The organism is Thalassobacillus sp. CUG 92003 (assembly GCF_013618635.1).
Taxonomy (GTDB): Bacteria; Bacillota; Bacilli; order Bacillales; family Halobacillaceae; genus CUG-92003.
Genome location: NZ_JABLSJ010000001.1, coordinates 469,950 through 482,889 on the forward strand (window position 1 = coordinate 469,950; position 12,940 = coordinate 482,889).

Below are 12,940 nucleotides of genomic sequence, written 5' to 3' on the forward strand. Positions count from 1 at the left end.
GATAACCTGAAGTGGGAGGATGAACAATGACGACTAGAATTGTCTTAATTGATGACCATAAACTATTCCGTGAAGGCGTTAAGCGTATCTTGGATTTCGAAGCGAGCTTTGAAGTTGTAGCAGAAGGCGATGACGGAGATACAGCCCTGGAACTGATAGAAGCCAATACACCCGACGTAGTCTTAATGGACATCAACATGCCGAATATGAACGGCGTTGAAGCCACGGCTGAAATCGTAAATCGGTATCCTGACCTCAAAGTGATCATCCTTTCGATTCATGACGATGAAAACTATGTAACGCATGCATTGAAAACAGGAGCACAAGGGTATTTATTGAAAGAAATGGACTCAGACGCGCTGATAGATGCCATTAAAGTTGTCAGTGAAGGCGGTTCATACCTTCACCCAAAAGTTACGCACAACCTTGTTGCTGAATATCGCCGCTTATCAGATTCGAATGAAGGCAAAAATGCGTATAAAGCAATCGAATACCGCAAACCTCTTCATCTGCTGACGCGCCGCGAGTGTGAAGTATTACAACTGCTCGCAGATGGCAAAAGCAACAGGGGCGTAGCAGAATCCTTGTATATCAGCGAAAAAACAGTCAAAAACCATGTCAGCAACATTCTGCAAAAAATGAATGTCAACGACCGTACTCAAGCTGTGGTCACTGCAATAAAAAATGGCTGGGTAGAAGTTTTATAATGGCCAAGCTCTGGAGACAACCTCCAGGGCTTTTTTAATGTGCAAGCTCAGTAAGGTGTTCATATGTAACGTAATATGTTCTTCCTTTATTAGCCCCGATGGAGCGAAGCGCACATGCTCTAAGTATCTTTTTCGCCACAGTAGCTGATTGAATACATAAAAAATCCTGACACCTAACATTTGAAATCGAAGTATCTAGGAGTAACGTGTAATCCTGTAAGGCATAAAGATGCGCTTCTACTGAAGTCTTCTGACAATATGGGCATTGCCATTTTCCACTTTGTTGGAGCATCGGCATGTGTTGACACCTTTCACATTGCACACCCATCGTTAATTCCTGCTTTAGAATGTTGGATTGATGGAGAAGATCACGCTGAAGCGGGGTGTGAGCCTTGAGCAAAACCTTCGAAATACGCTGGAGCGATTCAACGGTTGAATGCTCGGTCTGATGCAACGACGCAAGTTTATTTATGGCGAAAGGTAAATTGATGGCGTGAATAACCTTGTCGTGCGTGTCGTTTTGACGTGAAGGTGTTTCGAGGATAGCCTTTTGTGAACTGATGGCCACGATACATTCAATAGGGACGTTAGCAGAAGATTGTTGAGCCAGCCATTTATTTAAATGGAACCCCTGCTGTTCCGCCTGTAACACGGGATCATTAAACTTTTCCTTCTTATCATCGAGCGTCCGAATCACCTGATTGAAGTCACGATCAAAGTACAAGGTACCTGAAATATTTTTCACCTCGATGATGAGGAAAAAACGACGGCTCAAAAGTAACGTATCAATTTGAAAATAGTGAACACCGTCAAAAAGACGAAGATCATGAAAAATGAGATAGTCTTCTTCAGGGAGTAAGCTTAAGGGGTATTTCAACTGTTGCTCACCGAGGTAGCCTGTCCTGCGTCTAGAGAGGTTTTCATTAAGCGGTGCTTGCATCGGATGAGTTGGAGGAAGTCTACGTAGTAAAGCTTCAATCTGAGCGATGGAGCGGGGGAAAGTAAGAGGTTTTACAATCATGCCATCTCTCCTTGTCTGCGAGATAAATTAACTATTCGACATCAATGAGGAGTTTCCTTCTTTTATTAATAGAAATTTGTCAAAAAAGTATGGCATAAAAACTGATATATCGGTCGGCGCACCGTAAATATCGGTCCGCGAGCTGATATATCAGTCAAACTGGTCCACTTATCAGTCAAAGCAGCAAATAAGCGATAGGCGTGACGATAATCAACGTCAGGATGGTGCGTTCCACCCAGATGACGAGCAGCTTCGGTATACTGACGGGAATATCTGTAGACAAAATACAAGGAATCAGCGCAGAAAAGAATAGGATAGCGGAAACAGACAAGCTTCCGATTACAAATTTCGTGATGAGCGGCGTGTCTGCTACGAGCAAAGCAGGTAGAAACATTTCAGCGATTTCTATAGCCGATGCTTTAGCTGCCAGCATGGGTTCGGGAATTTGCAAGAGCCATGTAAACGGCACGAAAATGTAGCCAAGAATATCGAAAAATGGTGTGTACTCTGCTAACACCAGTCCGAGCAGACCGACGGACATAATCGATGGCAGGATGCTCATGGTCATGATGAAACCATCTTTCAAATTCATGCCGACATTTTTGGCGAGCGACGGGGCGTTTTGAGCGGCCTCCATGGCTTGTTTCCATGCGACTTTGATGCGATTGTCTGTCACGATTTCTTCGGTATGGCCTTCTTCGGTGAGGTAGTCTTCACTGATTTTATTGAGCGGCCAAATCCGCACAGTGATGGCGGTTACGATAAATGTCACGGCTAACGTCACAAAAAAATACGTGTTCCAGATTTCCATCAATCCCAGTGTACGGGCGACGACGATCATGAATGTGGCGGATACTGTGGAAAAGCCGGTGGCAATTATGGTCGCTTCTTTTATCGTATATTTGCCTTCTTTAAAGACGCGATTGGTGATCAACAGACCAATTGAGTAGCTGCCGACAAATGAGGCGACGGCATCAATAGCGGAACGGCCGGGTGTCTTCCAGATCGGGCGCATGACGGGCTGGAGCATGACACCGATGAATTCCAGCAGGCCGTAGCCGACAAGCAATGCGAGAAACACAGCTCCGATGGGCACGAGTAAACCGACGGAAGTCACGAGATTGTTGAAGAGGAAAGGACCCATGTCAGGGTTGAATAAAAAGGCTGGTCCGAATTCAAACACGAGCATGGTACCTGCTACGGCCCCTAGTATTTTGAAAAACGACAAGGTCATGTTGACAGCGTCCTTGTTCCAGGATCGATCAATGAAGGGATAAAGCGCTCCAAGTAAAATGACGATCCAGGCGTAATAAGGGACAAGACTAGGGAAGGTCTCTTGAATGAAGGTCACCATATGATCAAGCGGAATCGATGAGGTGCCGTTGATTTTAATGGGGTAAAAGAATGTAAAAATACCAATTAAGCTGTAGAGAAAAAATTTGACTAAATTACGCTTAGCGGGGCCGGGGGCTTCTTGAGATGAGTATAAGTGTGAGTTTTCCATGATAAAACCTCCTGAAAATTCCGAAAATTTTAAAGGTAAAGGAGCTGAATTCAGCTCCTTTCGACTAAGGGCGTTGACAGTAGCCAGTAAGGAAGGAGAGCATCGTATGAACAGCCGTTTTGACGGAGACTTCCCCTACATCTTTACGGGGATCCAGGCACACAATATCCATCGCTTTAACTTTAGGGTGCTGGCCGGCTAGTTGGACCGCTTCAAATAACTCGGAAGGGTACATACCGCCCGGGGTAGCTGCCGGTGCGCCGGGGCTCATGCTCATGTCGAGCACGTCCATATCAACCGTCAAATAGATGGTGTCCACCGTTTCATTCAGCCGCTGCAACGCCTGGGTGATGACGTGTGCGATGCCTAATGTCCGCACCTGTTTCATCGTGGTGTAATTCAAAGCGTGTTCATCGGCAAACGATTTTAAAGCACGCGCATTAAAGAAACCGTGCAGGCCGATATTGTGAACATGCTCGCCTTTGATGACCTGACTATCGATTAAATTACGGATTGGGGTACCGTTGGCCGGTCCGAACGTTTCTAAGTCGCGCAGGTCAAAATGTGTATCAACCTGCAAAATGCCGATGGTTTCCTCAGGATGTGCCTGCTGCCACCCTTTGACCAGCATGGCCGTGATGGAATGGTCCCCGCCCAATGTGATCGGAAAGGTGTGGGGATGATGATGGCGCATGGCGGCCATGGCGTCTGTGATGTTTTGGTGCGTCGCGGCAATATCGGTGACGTGTTGCGGTACGTCACCGAGATCCACCGCTCTCAGCTTAGCCAAATCCAAGTCTTCCTCTAAATTATAGGTGCCGAACCCTTTCCAAGCGCGTCGCATGGCATCAGGGTTGTCGCTTGCAGCCGATGTGCTGATCGATGATTTGGATAAAGGAACGCCCAGAATCGTAATGTCATAGGGCGCCCAATCCGGGGCATCGCTCGAGAGCGTTTCAATCCATTCGTGCACTTTCACGTCTGCAGATGCTGTTCCGTTTTTCGTCCATTGAAAAGCCGGCCGGTTCAGCATAGGGTAAGGGTACTGGCTCATACGAGCTGCCCCTCCTGTACGACGACCTTGCCTTTTTTGATAACGGTATCGACGTGATTCATGCCATATTGATAGGAAAGCATCAAATGATTGGGCACATCGAACATGGTGATATCCGCTTGCTTCCCTGTTTCAATGCTGCCGGCTTCATCAGCGATTCCAATAGCATGGGCAGCATTGATCGTTGTTGCGGTTAATACTTCCTCTGGGGTCATGCCCATTTTCAAGCAGCCTAAGTTCATGATGAACGGTAATGAGAGGGTCGGTGATGAACCGGGATTAGCGTCCGTGGATAATGCGACGGGCACGCCGGCGTCAATGATGCGTCTTGCCCGGGCGAATTCAGCCATCAGGAAAAATGCCGTTCCTGGTAAAAGGACACCGACCACGCCTTTATCAGCCATTTGGGCGATGCCTTCATCGGATGCTTTCAAAAGGTGATCCGCGGAAATGGCGCCGACTTCAGCAGCCAATTCAGCACCGGCGTATGGTTCGATTTCATCCGCGTGGATTTTGGGTGTAAGCCCATACGCTTTGCCGGCTTCGAGAATTTTTCTGGATTGTTCCGGCGTAAAAACACCCCGCTCACAAAAGACATCGTTGAACCGGGCGAGGCCGCTCTTGGCGACTTCCGGAATCATTTCCTCGACCACGCGATCCACGAAACGGTCGGGGTTATCTTTTTCATCCATAGGCACAGCGTGCGCTCCCATGAAAGTGGACACGAGATCCATCGTGTGATGCTCGTGAAGTTGAGCGGCAACGCGTAATTGTTTCAATTCATGCTCGAGCGTCAAACCGTAACCGCTTTTGGCTTCTAATGTGGTGACACCGTGCAACAGAAATTGGTTGAGCCGTTTATGGGCTGCCTCGAACAATTCTTCATCCGAGGCTTGCTGCGTGGAACGTGTCGTCGAATGGATGCCGCCGCCTGATTCCATGATTTCCATGTAAGTGGATCCCTTCAAGCGCATGGCATATTCTGCTTCGCGGGTTCCGGCATGCACGATATGGGTGTGCGGATCGATTAAACCGGGCGCGACAACTTTGCCGCTGGCATCAATTACCTGAGCCTCTTCCAGCCGGTTTTGATAAGTTTCGTAAAGCGTGGCATCTGGACCTGCTGCGACGATGCGCTCGTCTTCGATCCAAACACTGCCCCCTTCAATGATCTCAATGTCCGTCATTGCTTTGCCGACGGCGGGGCCTGCTTGGTGTCCCGCCATCGTAATCAGTTGATCGGCGTTCCGTATAAATAAAGGTTGGGTCATCATGATTCTCCTCTCGCGTTATTGATCAAGCATCGGAATGTTCACATGTTTTTCTTTTGCCGTCCGTTTGGCCAGGTCATAGCCAGCATCCACATGCCGGGCGATGCCCATACCAGGGTCGGTGGTGAGGACGCGTTCTAATCGTTGGGCCGCTGCCTCCGTGCCGTCTGCTACAATGACCATGCCCGCATGCAGGGAATAGCCCATGCCGACGCCGCCGCCGTGATGCACACTAACCCAGCTCGCGCCGCCGACACTATTGATCATCGCATTCAAAATCGGCCAATCGGCTACAGCGTCACTGCCGTCTTGCATCGATTCCGTTTCCCGGTTAGGGGAAGCGACAGATCCGGAATCCAAATGATCGCGTCCAATCACAATCGGCGCTTTCAATTCGCCTTTTGCCACCATCTCGTTAATGATTTTTCCAAATCGTGCTCGTTCACCGTAACCGAGCCAGCAAATACGGGACGGCAGCCCCTGGAAGCTTATTTTTTCCCGGGCCATGCGAATCCACTTGCACAAGCGTTCGTTATCGCTGAATTCGCGTAAAATGACCTCATCGGTTTTATAAATATCGTCCGGATCGCCGGAGAGTGCTACCCAGCGAAACGGGCCTTTTCCTTCACAAAATTGCGGTCTAATGTACGCGGGTACAAAGCCGGGAAAGTCAAACGCATAGGTGACGCCTTCATCTTTAGCAACCTGGCGAATGTTATTGCCGTAATCGAACGTGACGGCGCCTTGCTTCTGCATATCGAGCATCGCCTGGACGTGGGCCGCAATCGCTTGTTTGGATAAAGTGGTGTAACGTTTCGGATCGTTCGTACGCAGGTGATCGGCTTCTTCGAGATCCAACCCGACTGGCACATACCCATTTAAAGGATCGTGAGCCGACGTTTGGTCAGTCAATACATCCGGGATAAAGTTTTTATTCAGCATATCCGGAAGCACTTCCGCCGCATTGCCAAGCAAGCCGATCGACAGAGGCTTATCCGCTTGTTTCGCTTCCTCAGCCATAAGGATCGCTTCGTCCAGATCGTCGGTCCATGTGTCGAGATACTTAGTCTCCAAACGACGTTCGATTCGGTGCTGATCCACCTCCACCGCAATACAAACCCCTTCGTTCAGCGTAACCGCCAGCGGCTGAGCGCCGCCCATGCCGCCAAGGCCTGCCGTCAGCGTAATCGTGCCCTTTAAACTGGCATTAAAATGCTGATTGGCACATTCAGCGAATGTTTCATACGTGCCTTGTACAATCCCCTGACTGCCAATGTAAATCCAGCTTCCGGCGGTCATTTGGCCGTACATCATCAGCCCGCGCTTATCCAGTTCATGAAAATGATCCCAATTGGCCCAGGCAGGCACAAGATTGGAGTTTGCAATCAAAACTTTCGGCGCGTCGGTGTGCGATTTGAATACGGCTACCGGTTTTCCGGACTGGATCAGTAACGTTTCGTCATTCTCTAACGTTTTCAACGTGTCCACAATCGCATGATAACTGTCCCAATTTCGGGCCGCCTTCCCGATCCCGCCATAAACGACGAGGTCTTCCGGCTTCTCGGCAACTTCCGGATTCAAATTATTATTCAGCATCCGGAGCGCTGCTTCTTGAATCCAGCCTTTCGTATGAAGGGTCGAGCCTGTGTATTGTTCAACGTGCTTCGTCTCGTGATTCGACATCGCAAGCCTTCCTTTCCGATATAAAATTCTGACAATTATATCGTAGCGTATTCGGCATCAGAGATGTAGGGGGATTCCTTTCGAATTTCTATAATAATATTGGATGATTGCAAGTTATATCGTGTAAACGTTTGCTTAATATGATAAAAATTTTAGAAATGATAAAAAACACAGAAAAAACCAGGCGTAGGCCTGGTCAAGTTTGATATAACTGAGTCCATACTCCGCTGACCAGACGCCTCCGCTTTCGATTGATCTATCCAGCTCCGGCGTCTAGCGGCTAGTGAGACTTCCCTCGCTTCTGTACGATAAGTCAACATCGAATCACGGTGTTCTTCGTGTTTCCTTTATCTCCTCCAGCTCAGTCCAGTCCATACGCCGCTGACCAAGCCGCCTCCGCTTTCAATTTCGTCTAAAGCTTGTCGGCGTTTGCTGGGTATGGGCTTTAAAGACGCGGCTAAAATAGTTCGGATTGGTGAAGCCGGTTGCTTCCGATATTGTCTGGATGCTGTCGTCTGTGGTGGCGAGAAGGTCTTTCGCTTTTTCGATGCGGATGCCGGTTAAAAGTTCCCGGAAGGTGCCGCCATATTCACGCGTCAGCAAATGGCTGAAATAGGCGGGGCTGCGATCGACTGCCTCGGCCACTTGCTTCAGGCTGAGATTCGTGTCATGATAATGCGTTTCCATATAATCAAGCCCTTGCTCGGTCGTGTTGCCTCGGGTTATCTCTGCTTCTTCGGAGACGAGCGAGAGCACATGGTTCACGAAAAGGATCATATCCTGGACGATCCGATACATAACAGGGTTGTACAAGATTTTTTCAAACGTACTTTGATAATAGGCTTCCGTATCTTCCCCGGTTAAACCGCTGCGGTTCATGAAGCGGCGGACCTGGGCGAGGATGCTCGTCAACCGCGTCCGGAGCATGCGTGGATCAGGGTAGGGAGGCTGCAGTCCGAAAAATTCTTCGTACATCCAGGCCTTCACGAGATCGGATCGTCTTTCAGTAAGCATGGACACCCAGTGGCGCTGTTCTTCTGGCGTCAGGAACGGATCCATCTCGGCCCAGCGTTGACTGTGATCGGAGTGGAGCACTTGGCGGAAGCCGGTGAAAAAGGTTTGTTCCAATGCCTGGCGCATCGTGGTGTAGAGCTGGTGCAGGCTTTCTTTCTGAGCTCCGCGTCCGACGACAATCGCAAGCGGTTCATTGGCTATCATTTCCCATTCCCGTAAAAAGCGCTGGGCTTGGGCTACGATATCCGGCGTTTCCTCGGTAAAGGCCATAATCAGCAGATCGCTTAAGGATAATACAGTTGGCCGGGGATGGAAATCGAAGTGTTCAATGAAGCTTCGCGCATGAGCTAAATGCTCAGGCGATTCGGTTTTTACCAATAAAGCAGGGTAAGGGAACGGGCTGCCTTGTTCATTAAATAAATCTTCATAGGACACACCGTTATGAACCGGTAGCTCCGCTTGCTGCCCTTCAGTGGGTTCCATATGGTGAAAAACGTGGTGCAGCGTATGTTTAACTTGAGCCGGAGAGAGCGGCTTGACCCACAAATCAGTGGCATTGAGCGACATGGCTTGCATCGCTCGTTCAAAGGTCGCTTCCGCCGTCATGGCGACCACGCTTTTGACATAATGCTGCAGGTGATCACGTAGCATCGGCAGCTTATCTTCGGGGATCATGTCCAATTCCACACACGCAACTTCAGGGCGCGTGTTCTCGAGAGCATCCATTAACCCGGCAAGGTGTGTCACTTTCCTGATGGATTGGATGGGGAAAGAATATTTGGAAACGAGCCATTCCAGCCCGAGCAATTCCTGTTCGTCACGGTCAGACAGAATTAAGTTGGCCACTTTAGTCACCCTTCTCTAATGCGTTGTGCGTTTAACTCCAGTTTAACTGATTTTACCGTGTCTCGCAGGTTTCCTACCTAAATTTATGGAACTCGTTAATGAAAATTGAGGGGCGTTGGTGTAGAATTAAAGGAAGATATTTCACATTCCCATCGCATAATATAAGATAAAAAGAATGGACAAGGAGTTCGATATTATGAAAACGGCCGTTCTAACAGACAGCACCGCCTACATACCCCAATCTATGCGCGAACAGTATGACATTCATATGGTGCCGCTGAATGTCATTTTCGGTGAAGAAGTCTACCGTGAGGAGATTGATCTCGAAACGGCTGAATTTTACGAGATGGTGAAGGAAGCTGAGCAACTGCCGAAAACCTCTCAGCCGTCTATCGGAATCGTCACCGAAACATTGGAAAAACTGGCTCGTAACTATGATGCGGTCGTGGCGATCCACCTCTCAAGCGGTATCAGCGGCACGTATCAAGGGACCGTCACAGCTTCCGATATGGTCGATGGGATCGATGTTTACCCGTTTGATTCTGAACTCAGCTGCATCATGCAAGGGTTCTATGTGTTAGAAGCCGCCGAGCTTGCCAATAACGGCGGAACGCCTGAACAGATCCTCGCGCGTTTAAATGAAATGAAGCAATCCATGAGCGCCTATTTTATGGCCGATGACCTGAGCCATCTGCATCGCGGCGGTCGTCTGAATAGTGCCCAAGCGGTCGTCGGCAGTCTGCTGCAAGTGAAGCCGGTGCTTCATTTTGTGGATACGAAGATTGTGCCGTTTGAAAAAATCCGGACGCGTAAAAAAGCTCTTAAGCGCATTGTTGGCTTGTTTGAAGAGGACGCGGCCGGCGGAGAGCCGATTAAAGCAAGCGTCATTCATGCCAATCGCGAAACGGAAGCGAACGCCATCAAAGAACAGATTGAAGCCCGTTTTGATCACGTGGACGTGACCGTCAGCTACTTTGGCCCCGTGATCGGGACTCATCTTGGTGAAGGTGCGCTCGGTCTCGGCTGGTATAAAAAATAGCGGTATAGAAGTATTTCTCGAATGGGAGATTACAGGGGAGGGACTACTCTTAGAAAAGGGCAGGGGTGGCTTTGAAACAACTCGCTTTCCTGCTGGGAACCGCCGAGCCTCCCTCGGTCGCTTAGCTCCCTGTGGGGTCTCGCCTAGCTCTTTTTCCCGCTGCTATCCAGCTCCGGCGTCTAGCGGCTAGTGAGACTTCCCTCGCTACTGTACGATAAGTCAACATCGAATCACGGTGTTCTTCGTGTTTCCTTTATCTCCTCCAGCTCAGTCCAGTCCATACGCCGCTGATCAAGACGCCTCTGCTTTCAGGTGGGAGTCTCGTCGTTTCAAAGCCACCCCATTTGATATGGAGGTAAACGCCCCCCTTGCATAGGAAAAAGCGTTATAAAGTTGCTCTACGGTATCAAAACAATTTTCTTGAAGAAGGCGTTCAGATTCGCACGATGTTTCCGTTCTCCACATCAAAGTAAGAAGGTCCGGGAAATCTCGAGACTCCTGTGGGAATAACATGAGTGGTGAGATCCCGCAAGGCGAAGCCGGAGGAAGCTCACCACATGCCCGCGGAAAGCGAGTGATTTCCCGGCCCTTCTAACGCCACCTTCCGTAACGGAAACCTCTCCAAACTTGGCTGGCAAACGAAAAACGTCGCCCGCTCTCAGGCAGGCGACAAAATTTATGAAAGGGTGTTGTATCCTCGTGTCCTCCTTACCAAACACGCCTGATTCCTCCGCACTATGCCCCCTAAGCGGCAAACTCCTTCTGAAACACGAACTGCATTATCCAGATGAACAGATCCATCAATGGCTCAATGAAGGAGCCGTGACACATATTTCTTCCATTGAAAAGACACTTACCGGCAGACGATGCATGCGCTGCGGTAATACGAAACATTATTTATTTGCTGAAATGCCTTGCCATGCTTGTCAATCCACCTGTTACTACTGCCGAAATTGCATCCAAATGGGCCGGGTTTTGGCGTGCCAGCCTCTCTATTATGGCGCTTCAGCGACCTCGTACCCTGAGCATCCTGAGCCGTGCGAATGGGAAGGCTCCCTTTCACGCTTTCAACTGGATGCTGCTACCCGCATCACAGCTGCGATGGCTAGCGAGCGCGAACGGCTTCTTGTCTGGGCGGTCTGCGGAGCGGGAAAAACCGAAATGCTGTTTCCTGGTTTGACGCAGGCTCTCTCCCAGGGCAAACGTATCTGTTTAGCCACGCCGCGCACGGATGTGGTTCGAGAGCTGCTCCCGCGTATGAAAGCGGCTTTTCCAGGGGTCTCACTAGAGGGTTTATACGGCGACAGCCCGGACAAAGCAGGGGATGCCCAGCTGATTATAGCCACCACCCACCAGCTCTATCGCTACGCGTATTGTTTTGATGTCGTAGTCATCGATGAAATTGACGCCTTCCCTTTCCACGCCGACCCTTCTTTGAATTATGCAGCAAAACGCGCTGCTAAAGCGACAGCTTCGTTCATTTACTTAACCGCGACCCCAAGACGCAAACAAAAATGGGCTATCGCTTTTAGGCAACTTCCGGTCGTGTTCGTCGCACGCCGCTTTCATGGCTATCCACTTCCTGTCCCGCAATTGAAAATGATCGCTTCCCTCCGCCGACAATTGAAAGCTGGCCAGCTTCCGAACGTGATTGCGCAACACATAGCTTCCCAGCAGCAGCGGGGCACACGACAGTTGCTCTTGTTTGTGCCGACGATTCAACTAGCGGAAATGCTAACCGATCTGTTGGCTGCTCATTACTCTTCCATCACGTCCGTCCATTCAAAAGACCCCGATCGTGAGCATAAAATCCAGCAATTTCGTAATCGAGAAAAATCCTTATTAATGACGACCACCATCCTCGAGCGGGGTGTCACCTTTCCGTCAGTCGATGTGTTTGTACTTGATGCCGGACATGACGTGTTTGACGAAGCCGCTCTTGTTCAAATGGCGGGTCGGGCAGGTCGGAGCCCCGACGATCCTTGCGGTGACGTCATATTTTACCACGCGGGAAAACGGAATGCGATGGTGGATGCGGTCGCGGCCATCAAACGGATGAACCGAATCGGGTCGACGCTATGAGGTGCCTCCTTTGTCATGCCAGCATAGAGCAGGATGTCAATTGGGACACGGTGCTAAAGCCGGTGGAAACTAGAGTGATGTGCGCGGCTTGTCGTGAAACTCTTCCTTTAATTGAGGGAAATGTCTGTCCGATCTGCAATCGTAAAATGGATTGCAACGCCACGTGTAGCGACTGTCAAAAATGGGAACAGAGTGACAAGTGGCAAGGCGTTTTGAAACGCAATCAGTCCCTCTATCATTACCATGAAGGCATTCAGGAGGTGATCACCCAGTGGAAATACCGCGGGGATTATGTGCTCGTTAAACTTTTTCAATCCGACATCGAGCGCATCGTTAAGGACAGGCGCAAGCAGTGGCCGACCGCAGTCGTTCCGATTCCGCTTAGTTCTGAACGCTTAGTGGAGCGCGGTTTCAACCAGGCAGAGGCGATAGCCCGTCTGATGACACGAAAACCTGTTCACCTGTTAGAACGCCTCGACAGTGAGAAGCAGTCCAAAAAAACCCGATACGAACGCCTGAACCGGATAAATCCGTTCCGCAGCAAAACGTCAGTCCCGCCCCATGTCTTGCTGGTTGATGACATTTATACGACCGGCGCCACCCTGCGCTACGCCGCTAAAGCGCTCCAGGATGCCGGGTGTCTTCACATTGAATCTTTCACGCTGATTCGCGGCTGAAATATTTTTGGGCGCGCCCCTTTTGAAATCGTGTAACATGCC

The 12,940-nt window shown here is 49.8% G+C and carries 10 protein-coding genes; 4 read left to right on the top strand and 6 right to left on the bottom strand.

Features of this window, described 5'->3' with window-relative positions; translation table 11 throughout:
- Window positions 1-26: 26 nt before the first annotated feature.
- On the top strand, window positions 27-707 hold the full coding sequence (locus HOP45_RS02155) for a response regulator (RefSeq protein ID WP_181347248.1): 681 nt from the start codon (window positions 27-29) through the stop codon (window positions 705-707).
- A 34-nt stretch (window positions 708-741) separates the two neighbouring features.
- Here HOP45_RS02155 and HOP45_RS02160 read toward each other — a convergent pair whose 3' ends face one another.
- The 6 genes from HOP45_RS02160 to HOP45_RS20940 form a co-directional block, all read right to left on the bottom strand.
- Entirely contained in the window at window positions 742-1,728 is a 987-nt protein-coding gene (locus HOP45_RS02160; RefSeq protein ID WP_181347249.1) for a nuclease-related domain-containing protein, read from the bottom strand.
- Window positions 1,729-1,903: 175 nt separating this feature from the next.
- A complete protein-coding gene (locus HOP45_RS02165) occupies window positions 1,904-3,232 on the bottom strand; it encodes a YjiH family protein (RefSeq protein ID WP_181347250.1) in 1,329 nt (442 codons plus the stop codon).
- A 64-nt stretch (window positions 3,233-3,296) separates the two neighbouring features.
- Window positions 3,297-4,286: an agmatinase family protein gene (locus HOP45_RS02170; protein ID WP_181347251.1), complete on the bottom strand. Its 990-nt coding sequence runs from the start codon at window positions 4,284-4,286 to the stop codon at window positions 3,297-3,299.
- Window positions 4,283-5,557: an imidazolonepropionase gene (gene hutI / locus HOP45_RS02175; protein ID WP_181347252.1), complete on the bottom strand. Its 1,275-nt coding sequence runs from the start codon at window positions 5,555-5,557 to the stop codon at window positions 4,283-4,285. Before hutI ends, HOP45_RS02170 begins: the two co-directional genes overlap by 4 nt.
- 18 nt (window positions 5,558-5,575) lie before the next feature.
- Complete coding sequence (gene hutU / locus HOP45_RS02180) at window positions 5,576-7,240, bottom strand: urocanate hydratase (protein ID WP_181347253.1); 1,665 nt, start codon at window positions 7,238-7,240, stop codon at window positions 5,576-5,578.
- Between the two features lie 402 nt (window positions 7,241-7,642).
- Entirely contained in the window at window positions 7,643-9,100 is a 1,458-nt protein-coding gene (locus tag HOP45_RS20940) for a helix-turn-helix domain-containing protein (RefSeq protein ID WP_181347254.1), read from the bottom strand.
- Window positions 9,101-9,296: 196 nt separating this feature from the next.
- Here HOP45_RS20940 and HOP45_RS02190 point away from each other — a divergent pair, with 196 nt between their 5' ends.
- The 3 genes from HOP45_RS02190 to HOP45_RS02200 all read left to right on the top strand — a co-directional run bounded on the left by HOP45_RS02190 (window position 9,297) and on the right by HOP45_RS02200 (window position 12,898).
- Window positions 9,297-10,139, top strand: coding sequence for a DegV family protein (locus HOP45_RS02190; protein WP_370457930.1), 843 nt, complete (start codon window positions 9,297-9,299; stop codon window positions 10,137-10,139).
- A 699-nt stretch (window positions 10,140-10,838) separates the two neighbouring features.
- Window positions 10,839-12,221, top strand: a complete 1,383-nt coding sequence (locus HOP45_RS02195) for an ATP-dependent helicase ComFA (RefSeq protein ID WP_370457931.1) — start codon at window positions 10,839-10,841, stop codon at window positions 12,219-12,221.
- A 146-nt stretch (window positions 12,222-12,367) separates the two neighbouring features.
- Window positions 12,368-12,898, top strand: a complete 531-nt coding sequence (locus HOP45_RS02200) for a ComF family protein (RefSeq protein ID WP_181347257.1) — start codon at window positions 12,368-12,370, stop codon at window positions 12,896-12,898.
- Window positions 12,899-12,940 lie beyond the last annotated feature (42 nt).